The following is a 20546-nucleotide window of genomic DNA, read 5'->3' as shown; positions in this document are numbered from 1 at the left end:
GCACGGGGTGCGGAAATGGCGTGCCCCGGCATATGTTTAAGATGCTTCAGATCACCGCGAATGGTCGGATCTAAGTAGGGCCAGATCGCACCATCCCGTATTGCCAGTCAATAAGGGTATCGTAATACTACGGATTTGTCAGAGCACCAAGTTTGTGCTCAAGTCGCGCAAACCGAGTGCAGGGAGGATCAGCAGTTGGCAGCGACGAATATCTATGAGCGTCATTTGGACAAATGCCGGGCGAATTACACACCCTTGTCGCCCCTCTCGTTCATTGAGCGCACGGCGCAGGTTTATCCCGATTACCCGTCGGTCGTTTATGGTGAGCGGCGGTATACTTGGGCTGAAACCTATGCCCGGTGCCGCCGGCTGGCGGGGGCCCTAAATGCGCGGGGTATCGGAAAGGGTGATACCGTTTCAATTATCGCCGCAAACATCCCCGAGATGTACGAAGCGCATTTTGGTGTGCCCATGGCGGGTGCCGTTTTGAACGCCATCAACACGCGTCTGGATGCTCCGATAGTCGCTTTCATCCTGAACCACGCCGAAGCCAAGGCCTTGTTGGTTGAACCCGAGTTTTCCGGCGTCGTGAAAGAGGCGCTGGAGCAGGTTGATCATGATATTCTGGTAATCGACATCGAGGATCCCAGCTTTGAAGGCGGTGAAAGGCTTGGCAGCCTGACCTATGACGCCCTGATATCAGAGGGAGACCCCGAATTTGACTGGTCACTGCCCGAGGATGAATGGGACGCGATCACGCTGAACTATACGTCCGGCACAACGGGCAATCCCAAGGGCGTGGTTTATCACCACCGCGGCGCCACGCTGAATGCACAATCGGATTTGCTGGACTGGGATATGCCCAAGCATTCGATCTATCTGTGGACCTTGCCGATGTTTCACTGCAACGGATGGTGCTTCCCCTGGGCCATGGCCGCCAATGCGGGCGTGTCCGTCTGTCTGCGCGCCGTGCGTGCCGAGCCGATCTATGCGGCATTCCGTGATGAGAAGGTCACCCATTTCTGCGGTGCTCCCATCGTTTTGAACATGCTGGCCCACGCGCCGGATGAACTGAAAGACTTTGACCATCAGATCAAGGTGATGACCGCGGGCGCTCCGCCGCCGGCCGCCGTGATTGAAGCGATGGAGGCGATGGGGGTCGAGGTCACGCACGTTTATGGCCTGACCGAGACTTACGGGCCCTCGGTCGTTTGTGCCTGGAAGGATGAATGGAACGACAAGGGACCCGAAGACCGTGCTGCCCTGAAAGTACGGCAGGGCGTGCGGTATACGGCGCTGTCTGGCCTGATGGTGGCCGATCCCGATACGATGGAGCCCGTGCCTGCGGATGGTGAAACCATGGGCGAGATCTTTATGCAGGGCAACGTGGTGATGAAAGGGTATCTCAAGAACCCTGATGCCACCGATGGGGCCTTCAAGGGTGGCTGGTTCGCATCCGGCGATTTGGGCGTCATGCATCCGGATGGCTATATCGCGCTCAAAGACCGGTCCAAGGACATCATCATTTCAGGCGGCGAGAACATCTCCTCCGTCGAGGTCGAGGGCATTCTCTACAAACACCCGGCAGTCATGGAAGCGGCGGTTGTGGCCCGGCCAGACGAGAAATGGGGCGAAACCCCCTGTGCCTTTGTCGAGCTGAAGCCTGGTACAATCGCGACCGAGGCAGAGCTGATTGCCTTTTGCCGGGACAACATGGCCCATTTCAAAGCGCCCAAGACCGTGGTGTTTGGCACCCTGCCGAAGACTTCAACCGGAAAGGTGCAGAAATTCGTTCTGCGGGATCAGGCGCGGGCGCTGGGCTGAAGCGTGTCAAAGATCGACAGGTCCAGATCCAGCATTTCACCCATCCAAATCGCGCGATCGCGGTGATCGGCCAGATGGTCGCCGGTTTCCGGGTGGGTGAAAACGGTAAGGCCCCGCCGGTTCAGCATCAACCACGGAGTGACCTGATCGAAGGCATCAGCCGCAAAGCTCAATTGGCAGCTCCAGCGCGGGTGGGGGCCGACATTGCGGCTATGCATGCGTCCCATCCGGACGGGGAACAGACGCGCGGCCTCTTCGCAGACCTGTTGCGCCGTGTGCTGCGTGTCGGCGTCGAAATAGACATGGGCGTGGTATCCGGTGATCTCGGGCATCAGAACCTCTTTTGCTTTGATGAAACAAAGCTAAGTCCGATTGCGACGAACGCCTAGGCACACCGGCACACAGGACCTGTGCAAGCTTATTGGGGTGCGTGCCTGTCAGGATGCGCCGCAACAAATGCGGGATGATCGGCGCAGGCCTTTTCGACACCCAGCAGACGGGGCATGTCCGACAGGTCGACCTTCCACCGGCGTGCATTGTAGATCTGCGGGATCAGGCAGATGTCGGCGAGGCCGGGCTGTGAACCGACACAATAGGGGGTTTGTTCAAACTCACCCAACATGGTCTCGAAGGCCTGCAACCCCGGCCGGATGAAGTGCCGCATCCACTCTCCGGGCATGTCGGTCGGATCTTTGCTGAGGGTGGTCGCATGGCGAGCAACTGAAAGGTTGCAAACAGGGTGAATGTCCACCGCAATCGCATAGGCCAGCGCCTGCACGCGCGCGCGCCCTGCTGCATCGTCGGGCAGAAGGTTCAATTCACGTGTCTTGTCCAGATAGTCGAGAATGGCCAGAGACTGTGTCAGCCGCTGCCCGTCAATATCCAGCACCGGAACCAACCCTTGTGGATTTCGCGCAATATGGGCATCGCCCTTGTGTTCGCCGCCCACCAGGTCGACGACAACCGCGCGATAGTCGATCCCGGCCAGATTCAGGGCGATCCGCACCCGATAGCTGGCCGAGGACCGCCAATAGTCATAAAGGACGGTTTTGCTCACATTCGAATCCGTCACTTGTCGGCCAGGGTGGCGGCGCGAATAGCGTCAGACAATACCGCCTTGTCGCCGATGTGATTGGCCAGTACCAGAACCAGTCGGGCGTTCAGCGCGTCACTGCCGGCTTTTTCAAGCCCTTCATGCGCGGCCAGCAGCTCGGCATAGAAGTCGTCAGCATCGTCGATATTCGGGGATAGGATCAGGTCTGACATCGCGCTCACTCCTTGCCACAGGCTCTGCGGATTGCATGGCGGAAACTGTTTTCTTCATAACTGTCCCGGCGCGCCGCCACGTGCTGATCAGGACGGATCAGATAAACCGCGCTGGTTGCGTCGCCCAGATAGCGACGTTTCAGCGCCAGGGTCTGGTCATCCTTGACCGACAGCGCCAACCGCGTGACCTCGACCCCGTCTTCTTCCAGCACTTCTGGGGCATCCGCATCAATCGTCAAAAGGGTGAATTTGCCTGCCAGTTTGGGCAACAGGAACGCATCACCCAGCGGCGCATCCGGGCAGGCCGAGCCGGGGCGCGTTTCGGCTGGGCCATTCAGCGCGTCGGCAGAATTCAGGGTCGAGCCGTCATAGGTGCAAGGTTGACTCAGGCGTCCTGAATTCACCAACGGACGCGCAAATTCGTACTTCTCGCTGAGGTCCAGAACCGCATCCCGCAGAACCCGCGACATTTCGGATTTCGGCGTGATGAAATCGGTGGAGCGGCTGGATTTCTGGATGTTCTCATCAGCCCCGTGCACGCGTTCCGCGTTGTAGCTGTCCAGCAGGCTTTCTGGGGCTTTCCCATCCAGTACCAGTTTCAGTTTCCAGCACAGGTTGTCAGTGTCTTGCAGGCCGGAATTGGCACCGCGCGCGCCAAAGGGGCTGACTTGGTGCGCGCTGTCGCCGGCGAATAGGACACGCCCTTTGCGGAAGCTCTCCATGCGGCGGCACTGGAACGTATAGATTGAGACCCACTCCAGCTGAAACTCGACGTCATCGCCCAGCATCGCCTTGAGGCGCGGGATCACATTCTCGGGGCGCTTTTCGCGTTCCTTGTCGATGTCCCAACCCAGTTGCAGGTCAATACGCCAGACATTGTCGGGTTGTTTGTGCAAAAGCGCGGATTGCCCGCGATTGAACGGCGGGTCAAACCAGAACCAGCGTTCCGAAGGGAAATCGGCATCCATGATCACGTCCGCGATCAGGAAATTGTCTTCGAAAACACGCCCTTCGAAATCGATGCCCAGCATGCGCCGGGTGGGCGACGCGGCACCATCGCAGGCGATCAGCCATTCGGCCTCGAGTGTATAGGGGCCTTCGGGGGTTTCGACCTCCAGCCGAACATGATCTTCGTGCGTACCGATTGCGTCAACCTTGTTGCGCCCGCGAATTTCAATCGGTGCGCCTTTTGCCTGCAACTCGCGCACGCGTTCCACAAAGAAGTTTTCAAAATGGTATTGCTGCAAGTTGATGAAGGCCGGGTTGGCATAACCTTCGTCCGGCTGAAGGTTGAAATCATAGACCTGACGGTCGTCGAAAAAGACCTTGCCCCGGTCCCACAGCACGCCTTTGTCGACCAATCGCTGGCCGCAACCCAGCCGGTCTGCGATTTCCAACGTACGCTGAGAAAAACAGATGGCGCGGCTGCCGAAGCTGACTTTGTCATTCTCGTCCAGAACCACAACTTCGACCCCTTGCTGGGCCAGATCGATGGCGGCGGCCAGACCAACCGGCCCCGCACCGATCACGATGACCTTGTGCCTGACGGGCGTCGGGCTGTCCTGATCCGGGCTGCGTTCATATCCGTAAAGCGGCGTTTCAAAGATCTTGTTCATGGGCTCCCCCCCGAAACAGATGCACCGATGTGCTGCATGTCCTGTCCCCCGGCGACGGGCGCCGGAGGTCTTAGTTTATGGTTCCATCGAATCCCGCCGCAAAAAACGATCTGGATCAAACTCGACCGTTTTTCGTCAGCCTTGCAGCGCTTCCCACATCTCGAGGTCGCGCTGGGCGGTCCAGATGCGGGGCGTGTCAATGCCGCGCGCCTCGTCATAGGCGCGGGCCACGTTGAACGGCAGGCAGTGTTCGTAGATTGCGTAGTCGGCGAACTTCGGATCGCATTCAGCGCGGACTGCGTCCCAGGCCTCTTTCAGGGACCCTCCGCGCGCCGCGACCTTCGCCGCCGGCCGGTATGTGCTTTCGACAAAATCGCGGGTGTTCTCGATGGCCGCATTCACCATGTCCTTGCCAACCAGCGCATCGCCGCGCCCCGGTGCGATGGCGTCGACGTCGAACCACTTGATCTCGTCCAACGTGTCGCCCCAATCGCTGAAATGACCGTCACCGCAATAGCAGGCCGAGTGATATTCGACGATATCGCCGGTGAACATCACGTTCTGATCCGGCACATGGATGACGATATCGCCTGCCGTATGCGCGCGGCCCAGATGCATCAGGTCGATCCGGCGGTTGCCCAGATACACCGTCATCGTATCGCTGAAGGTGGTGGTGGGCCATGTCAGGCCGGGGATGCTTTCATGCCCTTCAAAGAGGCGCGGGAAGCGCTGGAATTCGCTGTCCCAGTCTTCCTGACCCCGCTCGACGACCATGGCGCGGGCCATGTCCGACATCAGGATCTGCTGCGCGCCGAACGCGCTTGCGCCCAGAACACGCACTGCGTGGTAGTGGGTCAGGGCCACATGCGTGATCGGTTTGTCGGTGACGGAACGCACGCATTCGATAACCTTATTTGCCAGACGCGGAGTCGCCTGCGCCTCGACGATCATCACGCTGTCGTCACCGATGATCACACCCGAATTCGGATCGCCTTCAGCAGTAAAGGCATAGAGCCCTTCTCCGACTTCAGTAAAGCTGATCTTTTTTTCCGACATGTCCCCCTGGGACGCGAATGCCTTGGCCATGGTGGGTTCCTTATCGTGAATATGGGTTTTCAAGAGCGGGCAAAACGGTGCCGACACATTCACCGAAGCCGATCGTGTAGCCGTCGCCCTGGGCTGCGCCGGTAAGGGTCAACGTGTCGCCATCCTCGATGAAGCTGCGGGTTTCACCGCTGTCCAATGTCAGAGGTTCCTTGCCGCCCCAGCTAAGCTCCAGCAACGAGCCACGTTCAGGTTTGGTTGGCCCGGAAATGGTTCCCGATCCCAGCAGGTCGCCCGTGTTCATGGGGCATCCTGATGTGGTGTGATGCGCCAATTGCTGCGCAGCGGAATAGTACATCTGGTTGTAATTGGTCCGGGCAATCGTCGTGGCGGGTTGTCCGGCAGGTGCCATGGTGATCGCCAGATCGATGTCATAGAGCATCGGCCCGCAATCCTTGAGGTTATCCAGCAACTCGAACTCGCGGGGTGGCGTGTCACAGCGGAATGGCTCGAGCGCCGCCTTGGTCACGATCCACGGGCTGATCGAGGTTGCCGTGGCCTTTGCCTGAAACGGGCCCAGCGGCTGATATTCCCATGCCTGAATGTCGCGCGCAGACCAGTCATTCAGAAGCACGTAACCGAAGATATTGTCATCCGCTTCCTGCACGGTGATCGGACCATCCGAGGGCGTTCCGACAATCGCGCCCATCTCAAGCTCGATGTCAAAACGGCGACTGGGCAGGAAGGCGGGCAAGTCCTGATCGGGGGCTTTCAACTGACCCCAGGGGCGGCGAATATCCGTGCCCGAGACCACGACCGAAGATGCGCGGCCGTTGTAACCAATGGGAATGTGCAGCCAGTTCGGCGGCAGGGCGTTTTCCGGCCCCCGGAACATGGTGCCCACGTTGAAGGCATGGTTTCGGCCTGCGTAGAAATCGGTGTATTCGCTGACCGCAAAGGGCAGATGCATTTCCGCATCTTCTTGTTTGACAAGCAGCGGTTCGACCTTGGCTTGTTCATCTGAACCCTCGGCCAGCAGGCTGATCAGCCGCTCACGCAGGGCCGCCCAGACGGCTGGGCCTTCCTCCATGAGAGGGTTCCAGAACGGCATGTCGAACAGCGGCTCATCGCTCAGGGTGATCAACCCCTCGGCTTCGGCGGCGGTGACGTCAAGGATCATGTCACCGATGGCCACGCCGCAACGCGGATCATCACCTTCGGTCGAGAAGACACCATAAGGCAGGTTGTTCAGTGGGAACGGATGTGTCGCGTCATTGGCCGACGCCACCCATGAAGTCATCAAAGGCATGTCTTGCCCCTATTTTGTTATGTTCTCAGAGGTTCGGAAGGATTCTGGCTTTGGAACGGAGATAGCAATAGCACGAAGCCGCCGCGGTTGTGGCATGTCATATGCACGAGGCGTCACTGCACACCGGTTGCCGAGGCACGTTGGCTCGGCAACCGGTTCAACTCCGGCATGTTCAGCGCGGGCAGGACGACGGCAATGAAACTGAACCGATGGGTGGCTCATTTCTTGCCCGGCGTTCCGTCGAACTTCTTCTCAAGCGATGTCCAGCAATCGATATAGTCATCCTGCAACGGCGCTTCGGTGGCGGCAAACGAGGTCAGGTGCTGCGGGAAGCGGGTTTCGAACATGAACGACATTGTCTGGTCCAGCTTGTCCGGCCCCAGGTTTGAGTATGACGCCTTGTCGAAGGCCTCCCTGTCGGGGCCGTGTGGGATCATCATGTTGTGTAGGCTTGTGCCGCCGGGAACAAAGCCCTGCGGTTTCGCGTCGTACTGGCCGTAGATGTTGCCCATCAGCTCGGACATGATGTTCTTGTGGTACCACGGCGGGCGGAACGTGTCTTCCATCACCATCCAGCGTTCACGGAACAGGACAAAGTCGATATTGGCCGTACCGGGCTGGCCGGACGGAGCCGTCAGAACTGTAAAGATCGACGGGTCGGGGTGGTCAAACAGGATCGCGCCGACGGGGCAATAGTTGCGCAGGTCGTATTTATAGGGCGCATAGTTGCCGTGCCATGCCACGACATCCAGTGGGCTGTGGCCGATCTTGGTTGTGTGGAATTGCCCGCACCATTTGATTGTCACGGTAGAAGGGGTTTCACGATCCTCATAAGCGGCCACCGGTGCCTTGAAGTCGCGCGGGTTGGCCATGCAGTTGGCACCGATTGGTCCGCGCCCCGGCAGTTCAAACTTCTGACCGTAATTCTCGCAGACAAAGCCGCGCGCAGGGCCTTCCAGAACCTCGACCCGGTACAGCAAACCGCGTGGAATGATCGCGATTTCCTTGGGTTCCAAGTCGATGATTCCCAGTTCTGTCGCAAATCGCAGGCGCCCTTCCTGTGGCACAACCAGCAATTCGGAATCAGCCGAGAAGAAATAGTCATCCACCATGGATTCCGTGACCAGATAGATGTGGCTTGCCATGCCGACCTGCGTGTTCACGTCACCTGCGGTCGTCATGGTCCGCATACCCGTCATCCAGTTCAGACCTTCGTCGGAATGCGGGATGGGATCCCAGCGGTACTGGCCAAGGCTGATCACATCCGGATCAATGCAGGGGGCCGATTTCCAGTAGGGCAGGTCAATTTTTTCATAACGATGTGAATGCTTTACGGATGGGCGAATACGATAGCACCAGGTGCGCTCGGGTGGGTTGGCGGTAAAGGCCGTGCCACTCAGCTGCTCTCCGTAAAGACCATAGTTGCACCGTTGCGGGCTGTTCATCCCTTGCGGCAGGGCCTCGGGCAGGGCCTCGGTTTCAAAGTCGTTCCCAAAGCCTGGCATATAGCCTGCATGAGTTCCGACAGGCGTCGCAGCCTGTGTCAGCGTATGCGGATCAGTCGGACGATTCATTGCGTTTTCCTCCGTTTGCTGCTTGTCGGTTAATAGTTGATTTTGTAACTAACAAGCATGACACACGATGAATCCGAAAAAAATGATGACTTTTATCTGCAAAATTTTCTGCCCTTCCTGCTGAATCAGGCGGCCGAACGGGCTTCGCTTGAGTTTCAGGCAGTTTACAAGGGCCGTTATGGGATGCTCAGAACCGAATGGCGGGTATTGTTCCATCTGGGTTTGTTTGGCGAGATGACCGCCAAGGAAATCGGTGAGCGCGCCAGAATGCACAAAACCAAAATCAGCCGTGCGGTCGCCAAGCTGGAACAGCGTCGATACCTGAAACGCACACGGGACGAAGCGGATCGGCGGGCGGAATGGTTGACACTAACACCAGCAGGGCAATCTGTGTATCGTGACCTGCGCGGCGTTGCTGCCAATTACGATGCGAAACTGTCAGGCCTGTTCAAACCGGAAGAGGCCGCGTTGTTGCGACAAATGCTGCAAAGGTTGGCTGGTTTGGACTGACCTATGGCAATTGACGCGGCCTGCCCCCAAATGGGGATCATACTTGATACGGACAACAAAATGACATTGCCAGATTCCGCTTCAGTTTTCTCACATTCCCTGATTGATTGGCTGGTCAACAAGGGGCTAGAGGGCGCCGGGCAAGAAGAGCTGTTGGAAGGGTTTTGTGCCCGATTGGTGGAAATGGGTATTCCGTTGATGCGCTTTCATGCGGCGCAGTCGACCCTGCATCCGGTTTACGGTGGTACCGGTTACAGCTGGTACAACGGCGCGGGCGGTGAATCTGAGAAGTTTGAATACACGGAAACGCCCAGCGAAGTTTGGCAGCAAAGCCCACTCTATGTGCTGCTGAACGATGATCTGGATGAAATCCGGGTCAAACTGGTCGACCATAATGAACCCAGCCGCTTTCCTTTGTTGAATGATCTGCGTGAAATCGGAGCGACAGACTATTATGCCACCGGCTTGTCATATGAAGGGGCCAGTCAACTGCGCCCCGACGGCACGAAGAAGGTCAGCGATGGTGTTCTGATGTCCTGGACCAGCGACGCACCGAACGGATTCGAAGACAGCGATCTGAACAAAATACAAACTGTACTGCCGCATCTGGGGCTGGCGCTCAAATCCGCCAAGAACCAGGATCTGGCCAAGGATTTGATGCGGGTTTATCTGGGGCGGGATGCCGGTCGCCGGGTTCTGTCGGGTGAAATTCGGCGCGGGTCTTTGCAGCAAATCGATGCTGTGATCTGGAATTTCGACCTCGAAGGCTTCACCACGCTGTCCGAAGACCTGCCAGGGCATGAGATCATCGACATGCTGAACGACTATCTGGCTGTCGCCGTGGGTGTGGTGCATGACAAGGGCGGCAACATCCTGAAATTCATGGGTGACGGCCTGATGGCAATGTTCGATGTCGGAGAGATCGACGAAGACGCCCGTGCCGCGCTTGATGCTGTGCCTTTGTTGCAGTCCCGCATGGATGAACTGAACGCAAGGCGCCGCGCGCAAGGTCTGCCGGTGGCCAATTATACGCTGGCCCTACATTCGGGCGAGATTCTCTATGGTAATATCGGGTCCGAGACCCGGCTGGACTTCACTGTGATCGGCCCGGCTGTCAACCAGGCCGCCCGCATTGCGGGAATGCACCGGTCTTTGGGTCAAAGGATCCTTATCTCGGACGATGTCGCCCGCGCTGCACAGCCCTGCGCGCAGGAGCTTGTCTCGGTCGGCCGCTACATGCTGCGCGGCGTGAATGAGCCGAAAGAGTTGTTTACGGTATACAGTCCCGGCGGGCCATCAGAATCCGATTGAATTTGCGGCTATTCCTTCCAGCGGTTCCGAAACTGAAAGGCTTGATGGAACGCCTTTAACCCGCCGGGATTGAGCGGCGGTTTGGACCGGATGTTCGACTATAGTGTGAATATGAACATTAAGCTGGTTAGAGCCCAAAGCTGTCGATGACTCATCTCACAGCAGTCCTGCCCAACGAGCAATAAACGCTGAGACAGACTCTGGTCCTTGCTTGCAATGGCTGTGCAGGAATTGTTTCTGCCGGATGTACCTCTGCTAGGTACAGGCAAAGATTGAATTAAGAAATCCGCTGCGGCATTGTCCGGCCCATGGAATTTCTGGACTTCGGACATAACCCTTGGTTGGTGGTTACATCGTTCGTTGTGGCGCTAGTTGCTGGGGCCACGGGATTGTCTTTGACGAGGGATTTGTCCGAAAAGTCGCTTTCACAACGCAGGTTGGCCATCGCGTTGGGTGCCGTTGCTTTGGGTGGAGGGATCTGGTCAATGCACTTCGTGGCTATGCTTGGCCTAAGGTTGCCCATCCTGTTTTACTATGATGCCGCAATCACGCTCGCGTCTGCGCTTATTGCGATCCTTATGGTCGCCTTGGCGCTTGTCCTTTTGCATTTCACTGAGCGCTCCAGGGGGGTCATCATTGCTGCCGGAGCAATCGTAGGCGCGGGCATCTTGGCGATGCACTATGTGGGAATGGCTGGCATGCAGCTTTGCAAACCCGTTTATACCCTTCAAGGGGTGCTCGGGTCGTCGGTATTGGCTATTGTCCTGTGCATTCTGGCGATCGGCATTGCCTATAATGAGCGTTCCAACAGGACCATCGCGATCGGCACGCTATGTTTTGGCGTAGCTGTCTTTTCAGTGCATTTCCTGGCCATGGCAGGAACCAATTTTGTAGCCTTGAAAGATATCCGAGAGTTTGGGCCCGTCATCAGCAACGAAGTGATGGCCGTTGGGGTGATCCTGTCGAGCTTTGTTATCTTCGGCGCATTTTTGTGGGTCGGCACAACTTATCTTGTGCCTATGCAAGCCACAGAGATCCCGATGACAGGCGTGGCCCAAGACGAGCCTTCACCAGATCAGACCCCACCCATTCGCATCCCCTGTGAAAGAGACGGAGGCAAGGTCTTTATTGCCGCGCCTGACGTTGCATTTGTCAGGGCGGATGGTCACTACACGCAGGTCTACACCCGCACAGAAAAATACTTTTGCGTCTGGCCGATCACTGAAGCGGTCAAACGGCTGGAGCCAACTGGCTTTTTGCGCGTGCATCGCAGCTATATCGTGAACCCCAAAAAAGTCGCGCGGTTTGAACGGACCAAAGACAAGGGACAATGCACCTTTGGTGAGGCCGATCTTCCCCCGGTGCCGGTCAGCCGATCAAACCTGAAAGCAGCACTGACCGCCTTTGGGTAACGCGTGGTAATTCAGGCAGCGCAACTCGTGCGTCCTGAAGCGCATTTCGTGCAAAATTAGCGAAAACAAAGTGTTTTCCCGGGTCAACAACCCGACGTCGCGCGAGCTTCTCTAACAGCCAGAACAGTTGCTGCAGGGAGGAGAGGCAATGATTCCAGCTGCCTTTGAATATTATAGACCTAAGGATTTGGCGGGCGCCCTGTCCGTACTTGTGGAGCACGGAGATGACGCACGGGTCCTCGCAGGGGGGCACAGTCTGATACCCATGATGAAGCTCCGCATGGCCGAAGTGCCACATCTGATCGACTTGCAGGATGTGGAGGGTTTGAGCGGCATCTCCATTGAGGGGGATAGCATCCGCATCGGCGCGATGACGACGCAACATGACATCATCGACAACGCTCAATTGGCGTTGGCTGCTCCGATCATGCGCGAGGCTTCTTTGCAGATCGCAGACCCGCAAGTGCGTTACATGGGCACGGTTGGCGGCAACGTTGCAAACGGCGACCCGGGTAATGACATGCCGGGCTTGATGCAGTGCCTGGACGCGACTTTCACTTTGGTCGGGCCGGATGGCCAACGCAAAGTCGCGGCCCGTGATTTCTACGAAGCGGCTTATATGACTGACCGTGAGGATGAAGAGATCCTGACAGCGGTGGAGTTCAATGCACCAAAGGGCGGGTACGCCTACGAAAAGCAAAAGCGCAAAATCGGCGACTACGCCACTGCGGCTGCTGCGGTCCTTTTAACTAAAGAAAATGGGACTTGCACCTCGGCTTCCATCGCGATGACCAATCTGAGCGATACACCGGTTCATTCTGAAAAAGCTGGCGCTGCGCTTGTCGGCACGTCCCTGGATGATGCGGCAATCAAAGCGGCGGTGGACGCGATGTTGGGCGACATTGACCCCACACAGGACAACCGCGGTCCCATTGAATTCAAACGTCACGCAGCGGCGATTATCTTGCGCCGTGCGATCGAAAACGCCTGGGCCAGAGCCTGAGGAGAGAGATCATGTCAAAGAAGAAACACTTCACTCTAACAGTGAATGGCGAGGAGCAAGAGTTCTTGGCTGAACCGCGCGAACTGCTGATCCACACCCTGCGCGAACGACTGCGCAAGACCGGTCCGCACATTGGTTGCGAGACCTCGCATTGCGGCGCTTGCACTGTGACCATGAACGGCAAATCGGTGAAGTCCTGTACCGTGTTCGTAGCACAGGCTGACGGTGCCGAAATCACCACGATCGAAGGGCTTGGTAACCCGGACAGCCTGCACGTGCTGCAGGAAGCTTTTAAAGAACACCACGGTCTTCAATGCGGCTTCTGCACACCGGGTATGATCACCCGCGCATCCAAGCTTTTGGAAGAAAACCCGAACCCAACCGAGGAAGAGGTGCGCTTTGGCATGGCGGGTAACCTCTGCCGCTGTACCGGGTATCAGAACATCGTCAAATCTATCCTCGCCGCCGCGGCCGAGATGAACTCTGCGAAGGAGGCGGCACAATGAACAAGGAACTGACCCGCGAAGAACGCGCCGACGCACTGGGAGGAATGGGTTGCAAACGCAAGCGCGTTGAAGATGCCAGGTTTACCCAAGGCAAAGGCAATTACGTTGACGACATCAAACTGCCCGGCATGCTGCATGGTGATTTCGTGCGTTCGCCCTATGCCCACGCCAAGATCGTGTCGATCAATGCCGAGGCCGCTTTGGCGCTGGACGGTGTGATTGCCGTACTGACCGCCGAAGACCTCGCCCCTCTTGGTCTGCACTGGATGCCGACGCTGGCTGGCGACAAACAGATGGTTCTGGCTGACGGCAAGGTGCTCTTCCAAGGTCAGGAAGTGGCATTTGTTGTGGCAAAGGACCGTTATATTGCAGCCGATGCAGTCGAGCTGGTCGAAGTGGAGTATGAAGAACTCCCCGTTTTGACCGATCCCCACGCGGCATTGGAATCCGACGTGGTTCTTCGCGAAGACCTGATGGGCGAAGGTGGAGCGATTCCAGATGGGGCCCACGGCCCACGCAAACACCCTAACCACATCTTTACCTGGGAGGTTGGCGAGAAGGATGCGACCGAGCAGGTAATGGGGGAGGCTGACGTGGTCGCTGAAGAGATGGTGTATTACCATCGCACGCACCCATGTCCGCTCGAAACTTGTGGCTGCGTGGCTTCGATGGACAAGGTCAACGGCAAGCTCACGCTGCACGGCACGTTCCAGGCGCCTCACGCTATCCGCACAGTGGTTAGCCTGATCTCGGGGATTGAAGAGCACAATATCCGCGTGATCTCGCCCGACATCGGTGGCGGCTTTGGCAACAAGGTTGGGGCTTACCCCGGCTATGTGTGCTCGGTCGTGGCCTCGATTGTCACCGGTGTTCCGGTGAAATGGGTCGAGGACCGTATGGAAAACCTGATGACCACCGCTTTTGCCCGTGACTACTGGATGAAAGGTAAGATCAGCGCCACCAAAGAGGGTAAAATCACCGGTCTCTGGTGCCACACGACCGCAGACCACGGCGGCTTTGACGCCTGTGCCGACCCGACCAAGTTCCCGGCTGGGTTTATGAACATCTGTACCGGGTCTTACGACATTCCGACTGCGTATTTGGCAGTGGACGGCGTTTACACCAACAAGGCGCCGGGCGGGGTCAGTTATCGCTGCTCCTTCCGTGTAACCGAAGCCGCTTACTTCATTGAACGCATGATCGAGGTTCTGGCGATAGAGTTGAACATGGACGCGGCCGAGCTGCGCCGGATCAACTTCATCAAGAAAGAGCAGTTTCCCTATCAGTCCGCGCTTGGGTGGGAGTATGATTCCGGCGACTATCACACTGCTTGGGATAAGGCGCTAAATGCCGTCGATTACGAAGGGCTGCGTGCAGAACAAGCTCAACGGATCGAGGATTTCAAGGCGGGCAAAACCCGAAAGCTTATGGGCATCGGCCTGACGCATTTCACCGAAATTGTCGGTGCTGGACCCGTCAAGAATTGCGATATCCTTGGTCTTGGCATGTTCGACAGCTGTGAAATCCGCATTCACCCGACCGGCTCAGCGATCGCACGCCTTGGCACCATCTCGCAAGGCCAGGGCCATGCCACGACCTTTGCACAGATCCTCGCAACCGAGATCGGCCTGCCGGCAGATAGTATTACCATCGAAGAGGGTGATACGGATACCGCGCCCTACGGTCTTGGAACATACGGCTCGCGCTCGACGCCTGTAGCGGGTGCCGCGACCGCGATGGCAGGGCGCAAGATCCGCGCCAAGGCACAGATGATCGCGGCCTACCTGCTGGAAGTGCATGACGATGATGTCGAATTCGACGTGGATCGTTTCGTGGTCAAGGGCGCGCCTGAAAAGTTCAAGACGATGAAGGAAATCGCCTTTGCCGCCTACAATCAGGCCATTCCGGGCATCGAGCCGGGTCTGGAGGCGGTCAGCTACTATGACCCGCCGAACATGACCTATCCCTTTGGCGCCTACGTCTGCGTGATGGACATCGATGTGGACACCGGTGTGACCGACATTCGCCGCTTCTATGCGCTGGATGACTGCGGCACGCGCATAAACCCGATGATCATCGAGGGCCAGGTGCACGGTGGTTTGACCGAGGCGCTGGCTGTCGCTCTGGGGCAAGAGATCGCCTATGACGAGATGGGCAACGTCAAGACCGGCACATTGATGGATTTCTTCCTGCCGACCGCATGGGAAGTGCCGAATTACGAAACCGATCACACCGTTACCCCCAGCCCGCACCACCCAATAGGTGCCAAGGGTGTCGGCGAAAGCCCTCATGTGGGCGGCGTGCCCTGTTTCTCCAACGCGGTGAATGATGCCTTCCGTGCCTTTGGCCTGCGTCACACCCATATGCCGCACGATCACTGGCGGATCTGGAAGACAGCAAACGAACTGGGCCTTCACGGCTAAGCTTCCGGCGCGTGCGGCAGGGATGGCTGCGCGCGCCTCATAAACCACTTGAGGCTCTGATGACCTGGACCGATCTCCAATCTGCACTTGTAGAACAGAACTACGTCGCCTCAGACGATCTGGCGGTGTCGCTGCATTTGGCTTTGTCATTGCGCCGCCCTCTACTGCTGGAAGGCGCGGCGGGCGTAGGAAAAACCGAAGTTGCCCGAGTACTGGCTGCGGCCCAGAACACGCAGTTGATCCGCCTGCAATGCTATGAAGGTCTGGACGCCTCTCAGGCGATCTACGAGTGGAATTACCAACGACAACTACTGGCGATCCGTGCGTCCTCTGAAGCAGGCGAGACCGGCAAGGCGGTCGAGGATCGGATATTCTCGCGTGAGTATTTGTTGGAGCGCCCCTTGCTGTCGGCGATCACGCAAGACGTTTCTCCGGTTTTATTGATCGATGAAATCGACCGCGCAGACGAAGAGTTCGAAGCTTTCCTGCTCGAGATCCTCGCTGATTACCAAATCACCGTTCCGGAGCTTGGCACCATCAAAGCCACCGCCGTGCCAACAGTTATACTGACCTCGAATGGCACCCGCGACTTGTCGGACGCGCTGAGGCGTCGCTGCCTTTTCAGTTACGTCGATTATCCCGACCGGAAAACGGAACTCGCGATCCTAAAAGCCCGGTGTGCTGGGATTGAAGCGCAGCTGGCCGATCAGGTGATCGGGTTCGTCCAGACGCTGCGCAAGGAAGAGCTTGAGAAGGTGCCCGGAATCGCGGAGACACTGGATTTTGCCGCCGCGCTCATGGGGTTAGGGATTGCTGATCTGACGGAAAACCCGGCAGCCCTCCAAGCCACACTTACGACACTTCTAAAAACGCAGAGCGATCGCGCACATATAACCAGCGAAGTGGCACAACGCATCGCGGGGAAGGCCGCATGACCCGCGTGACCCGCTTTGCTGGCCGCGATCCCGGCGCCACGGCGCGCATGGCAGGGTTCATGGCCCATTTGCGGGAGAATGGCCTGCGCCTTGGCGTGCAGGAAACCGAAGCAGCTCTGACGGCGTTGACCTGTGTTGAGGCAGCCAACCCTGAAGAGGCGCGTTGCGCACTCAAGGCCGTCTGCACGGGATGCAAGGACGATGCGCAGAGGTTTGATTTGTTGTTTGACAGTTTCTGGATGGATGCCGGTCGCGTGCGAACAAAGGTCATGCCGAAAATGTCGACCCATCCCAAGGGCGACGACAGCGTACGTTCGTCACGAGATGCCAAAGGAGAAGACGTTGGAGGCGCTGGCGATGCGACAGCGCCAGACGGAGGTGACGGTGATGCCGAAAGTGATGGCGACGGTAAGCTGATCGCCACCGAAATGCGCAACCTGTCCCGGCGCGATCTACGTGATCTGGTACGGGCAGAAGAGATTGCCGAGGCCGAAGAAGTTGCTCGCCGCCTCGGACAAGCGCTACGCGACCGCCGCTCCCGCCGCCGCATCGCTGCCCGCAAGGGCGATCGACTGCATTTCCGCAAAACAATCCGGCGCAGCCTGGCGACAGGGGGCGAACCGATCCGACTCATCAAGCGCAAACGCCCTGATCGTAGCCGCAAAATCGTAGCACTATGCGATGTTTCCGGCTCTATGACCGTCTATGCGCAAGTATTCCTGGCCTTTTTGGCCGGCCTGATGCGCGGTGATCCAACCGCCGACGCATACCTGTTTCACACACGCCTCGTGCGGATAACCGAGGCTTTACGCGATAAGGACACGATGCGCGCCATCGGTCGGATGTCCTTGATGGCGGATGGGTTCGGCGGAGGTTCCAAAATCGGGGAAAGCCTGGATCGATTTGCATCTACCTACGCGCGCCGTTTTGTCGATGGGCGTTCAGTCGTGATGATCCTCTCGGATGGCTATGACACCTCTTCCCCTGACCACATTGACGCGGCGCTGACCAAGCTGCGCAAACGCGGCTGCCGCATTCTTTGGCTGAACCCGCTCAAAGGCTGGCGCGACTATGCGCCCGTCGCAGCGGGCATGACGGCAGCCTTGCCTCATTTGGACCTCTTTTCCGCCGCCAACACACTGGCGGACCTCGCCGCGCTGGAGAAGGAGTTGGTATCGCTATGACCCCCGCTGAGTTGTTTTCATCTGACCTGGCAGAGACAGCCCAATACCTGCGCGCCAAGGAACAACCTTTTGCCTTTGCAACAATCGTGCGCACTGCCGGAACCACCGCGGCAAAACCCGGCGCAAAGGCAATCATTGGTGCGGATGGCACCATATTGCACGGGTTTCTTGGTGGCGGCTGCACCCGTGGCGCTGTGAGGCGAGCCACCTTGGAAGCCCTCGAAACCGGCGCACCCAAGCTTGTGTCGGTCGCGCCGGAAGACTTTTTGAACGATATCGGCGTCAGTGCCGGAGCAATGGTGGAGGGCGTATTCTATGCGCGCAACGGTTGTCCCTCTCGTGGCACCATCGACATTTTTATTGAGCCCTGTCTTCCGATGCCAGAGTTGACAATACTCGGAAACTCGCCGGTCGCAGAGGCTTTGGCACAAATCGCACCGCATTTTCACTGGTCAATCTCACGTGCCGTGGATGAGGAGAATGCACTTGGAAAGATGAGTGCGATCGTCGTGGCGACGCAAGGGCAGGGTGATCTTGACGCCTTGCGCGACGCGCTTGCTTGTGAAGCAAACTATGTCGCCTTTGTGGGCAGTAAGAAGAAATTCGCGGCCCTGTCTGAAAAGCTCTCCGAAGCTGGTGTGCCCGAGGTCACACTCGCGATGGTTTCAGCCCCAGCTGGTTTGGACATTGGTGCTGTCACACCTGAAGAAATTGCGCTTTCCATCCTGGCGGAACTGATCACCGTGCGCAGGAATTCCGTAGAAAGGAACCCAAATGCGTAAGCTTTTCAAAATCTTAACTCGTGGTTTCAAGCCATCTACAGAGCAGGCTGAGGTGCTTGCCACGATTAAATACCCCTGTTGCTGAACAAAGAAAGGAACCGCCATGGAACTGGCCGACGAAATTATCATCGATGCCCCTAGGGATGTGGTTTACGCAGCTTTGAACGACCCCGAGATACTTAAACGTTGTATTCCCGGGTGCGAAGAACTGATCAAGAAATCCGACACCGAACTTGAAGCCAAAGTTGTACTCAAAGTTGGCCCCGTGAAAGCGAAATTCAGCGGAGATGTGGTGCTCAAAACCGATGGCGCGCCAGAGACGTTTTCGCTGGATGGCCAAGGCAATGGTGGCCCGGCTGGACATGCAAAAGGCGGAGCCGACGTCACACTGACTGAAAATGGGTCTCAGACCATTCTGCGCTACGAAGCCAAGGCCGTGATCGGCGGCAAGCTGGCGCAACTTGGGAGCCGTCTCATCCAGAGTACAGCAAAGAAACTCGCCGCCAAATTCTTCAAATCCTTTGCAGAAGTCATGTCGGAAGAACCCGTTTCTTGATCCACACGTCCTGAACACCGGGTTGATGTCCTTGGCCATGCAGTTGACCAGCTAAACGTTGGTAAGCTGTTTGTTCTGATCACATCGATCAGTATCAAGGGCTGAACGGCGCGCGAAGTAGGTTCGCGCGCCGTTGTCTCTTCAAGCGGGAGGATGGTCGGCTATATGTCCAATGGCTGCATTGACCGGGACATCCGACTACAGGTGGTCTCGGTGCTTGAAACCGGCGGCACGGCCAAAACGATCCGAAACGTTGCAGGGTCTTCTTTCTTTGCTCTCAAGCTTCCATGCGGGAAGTCTTTGCAGCTGTTTCTGAATGTAAGTCCAGAACCAAAGAACATTCATACTGCCTAAAAAAGTCCGCATAGCGGCCGCCGGGACAGCTGATCAGAAGTCAATCTCCACACCCGGCAGATTCAGCTCTTTCATCATGTCACGCAGTTCCTGCCGGGCTGCGATGTTCGAGATGTTCAGCTGTTTGACCCCGATATCCTTGAGGTCCAACAGTGTCAGGCCACGCGGGAACAGCTCGCGGAAGATAACCCGCTCGGAAAAGCCCGAGGCGACGCGGAAGCCGATGCGCTGGGACAGCATTTCGATCGCGCGCTGCATCTTTTCCTTGTTGACCATGCGCTGCGTACCGACCCGGTTGCGGACAACGACCCAGTCGATCGGCTTCAGCCCCGCCTGTGCCCGCAGTTGACGAGCGTTCCAGACCATTTCGGAATAGACGGACGGGCCAAGGATCTTCTCTCCCTTCGAGTCGATCCGCGCCAAAAGGTCGAAGTCAATGAAACTGTCGTTCAACGGGGTGATCAGCGTGTCGGCCAGCGAATGCGCCACCTGACTCAGACGGGTGTGAGACCCCGGGCAGTCGATCAGAATAAAGTCGCTGTCGCTTTCCAGCTGGGATACGGCAGCAGACAGGCGATGGTCATAGATGTTCTCGCCCGGTTTCAACGTTGCGGCATCGATCTCGGGCAGGTCGTGATGGCGCGGGCTGGGCAGAGTCAGGTCCGAGCTTTTGAGGAAATTGTTGCGGTTCTCGAAGTATCGTCCCAGACTGCGCTGACGCAGGTCCAGATCCAACGTGCTGACCTTGTGTCCCAATCGGGCCAGCGCGGTCGCCACATGCATCGACACGGTCGATTTGCCTGCGCCACCCTTTTCGTTCCCGACCACAATGATATGTGCCATGCTTGTATTCCCAAGTCCCGCCGTGCTTCACTACACGTTGTTGTCAGCCACTATATGTTGTGTCGGCGGCGAAGGAAAGAACCTCAAGCGGCGC

General features: G+C 57.6%; 19 protein-coding genes and 1 pseudogene. 12 read left to right on the top strand and 8 right to left on the bottom strand.

From position 1 onward, the window contains the following. Positions 1-195 precede the first annotated feature (195 nt). On the top strand, positions 196-1824 hold the full coding sequence (locus GOW04_RS12355; RefSeq protein WP_171232730.1) for an acyl-CoA synthetase: 1629 nt from the start codon (positions 196-198) through the stop codon (positions 1822-1824). Here GOW04_RS12355 and GOW04_RS12350 read toward each other — a convergent pair. From GOW04_RS12350 to hmgA, 7 genes are all read right to left on the bottom strand, one after another. Continuing rightward, complete coding sequence (locus GOW04_RS12350; RefSeq protein ID WP_152457005.1) at positions 1803-2156, bottom strand: DOPA 4,5-dioxygenase family protein; 354 nt, start codon at positions 2154-2156, stop codon at positions 1803-1805. The genes GOW04_RS12355 and GOW04_RS12350 overlap by 22 nt on opposite strands. Positions 2157-2242: 86 nt before the next feature. Continuing rightward, positions 2243-2881, bottom strand: coding sequence for a maleylacetoacetate isomerase (maiA, locus tag GOW04_RS12345; RefSeq protein WP_171120367.1), 639 nt, complete (start codon positions 2879-2881; stop codon positions 2243-2245). 11 nt (positions 2882-2892) lie between these two features. After that, positions 2893-3090, bottom strand: a complete 198-nt coding sequence (locus GOW04_RS12340) for a DUF2783 domain-containing protein (RefSeq protein ID WP_171232729.1) — start codon at positions 3088-3090, stop codon at positions 2893-2895. Between the two features lie 5 nt (positions 3091-3095). Further along, positions 3096-4706, bottom strand: coding sequence for an FAD-dependent oxidoreductase (locus GOW04_RS12335; protein ID WP_171232728.1), 1611 nt, complete (start codon positions 4704-4706; stop codon positions 3096-3098). Positions 4707-4841: 135 nt separating this feature from the next. Further along, complete coding sequence (locus GOW04_RS12330; RefSeq protein ID WP_039541551.1) at positions 4842-5792, bottom strand: MBL fold metallo-hydrolase; 951 nt, start codon at positions 5790-5792, stop codon at positions 4842-4844. A gap of 10 nt (positions 5793-5802) precedes the next feature. Then, positions 5803-7059, bottom strand: coding sequence for a fumarylacetoacetase (fahA, locus tag GOW04_RS12325; protein ID WP_171232727.1), 1257 nt, complete (start codon positions 7057-7059; stop codon positions 5803-5805). A gap of 218 nt (positions 7060-7277) precedes the next feature. Beyond that, positions 7278-8633 carry a homogentisate 1,2-dioxygenase gene (gene hmgA, locus GOW04_RS12320; RefSeq protein WP_171232726.1) on the bottom strand — a complete coding sequence of 452 codons (1356 nt, stop codon included), beginning with the start codon at positions 8631-8633 and terminating at the stop codon, positions 7278-7280. Between the two features lie 57 nt (positions 8634-8690). On the opposite strand from hmgA, the gene GOW04_RS12315 reads away from it, so the two are divergent. The 11 genes and pseudogenes from GOW04_RS12315 to GOW04_RS22250 all read left to right on the top strand — a co-directional run. Next, the gene (locus GOW04_RS12315) at positions 8691-9143 is read left to right on the top strand and encodes a MarR family winged helix-turn-helix transcriptional regulator (protein WP_152457012.1); all 453 of its coding nucleotides are present in this window, start codon (positions 8691-8693) and stop codon (positions 9141-9143) included. A 60-nt stretch (positions 9144-9203) separates the two neighbouring features. Continuing rightward, entirely contained in the window at positions 9204-10454 is a 1251-nt protein-coding gene (locus GOW04_RS12310; RefSeq protein ID WP_171232725.1) for an adenylate/guanylate cyclase domain-containing protein, read from the top strand. Between the two features lie 308 nt (positions 10455-10762). Further along, positions 10763-11866, top strand: coding sequence for an MHYT domain-containing protein (locus GOW04_RS12305; protein ID WP_171232724.1), 1104 nt, complete (start codon positions 10763-10765; stop codon positions 11864-11866). A 148-nt stretch (positions 11867-12014) separates the two neighbouring features. Next, positions 12015-12869, top strand: a complete 855-nt coding sequence (locus GOW04_RS12300) for a xanthine dehydrogenase family protein subunit M (protein WP_171232723.1) — start codon at positions 12015-12017, stop codon at positions 12867-12869. 11 nt (positions 12870-12880) lie between these two features. Continuing rightward, positions 12881-13375 carry a (2Fe-2S)-binding protein gene (locus GOW04_RS12295; protein WP_152457016.1) on the top strand — a complete coding sequence of 165 codons (495 nt, stop codon included), beginning with the start codon at positions 12881-12883 and terminating at the stop codon, positions 13373-13375. Next, positions 13372-15798 (top strand): aerobic carbon-monoxide dehydrogenase large subunit, encoded by a 2427-nt coding sequence (locus tag GOW04_RS12290; protein ID WP_171232722.1) that lies wholly within the window; start codon positions 13372-13374, stop codon positions 15796-15798. Before GOW04_RS12295 ends, GOW04_RS12290 begins: the two co-directional genes overlap by 4 nt. 59 nt (positions 15799-15857) lie before the next feature. Next, entirely contained in the window at positions 15858-16733 is an 876-nt protein-coding gene (locus tag GOW04_RS12285; protein ID WP_171232721.1) for a MoxR family ATPase, read from the top strand. Continuing rightward, on the top strand, positions 16730-17917 hold the full coding sequence (locus GOW04_RS12280; RefSeq protein WP_171232720.1) for a VWA domain-containing protein: 1188 nt from the start codon (positions 16730-16732) through the stop codon (positions 17915-17917). The genes GOW04_RS12285 and GOW04_RS12280 overlap by 4 nt, the downstream gene beginning before the upstream one ends. Continuing rightward, positions 17914-18699: an XdhC family protein gene (locus tag GOW04_RS12275; RefSeq protein WP_171232719.1), complete on the top strand. Its 786-nt coding sequence runs from the start codon at positions 17914-17916 to the stop codon at positions 18697-18699. The genes GOW04_RS12280 and GOW04_RS12275 overlap by 4 nt, the downstream gene beginning before the upstream one ends. Before the next feature lie 103 nt (positions 18700-18802). Next, positions 18803-19255 carry a carbon monoxide dehydrogenase subunit G gene (locus tag GOW04_RS12270; protein WP_171120341.1) on the top strand — a complete coding sequence of 151 codons (453 nt, stop codon included), beginning with the start codon at positions 18803-18805 and terminating at the stop codon, positions 19253-19255. 117 nt (positions 19256-19372) lie between these two features. Beyond that, positions 19373-19609, top strand: a pseudogene (locus tag GOW04_RS22250) (XdhC family protein); the annotation flags it as partial. A 33-nt stretch (positions 19610-19642) separates the two neighbouring features. On the opposite strand, the gene GOW04_RS12260 reads toward GOW04_RS22250, so the two are convergent. Further along, on the bottom strand, positions 19643-20452 hold the full coding sequence (locus GOW04_RS12260) for a division plane positioning ATPase MipZ (RefSeq protein ID WP_152457022.1): 810 nt from the start codon (positions 20450-20452) through the stop codon (positions 19643-19645). Positions 20453-20546: the final 94 nt, after the last annotated feature.

The organism is Ruegeria sp. HKCCA4812 (assembly GCF_013034245.1).
Lineage (GTDB): Bacteria > Pseudomonadota > Alphaproteobacteria > Rhodobacterales > Rhodobacteraceae > Ruegeria.
This window is presented reverse-complemented; position numbering and strand designations above follow the sequence as displayed.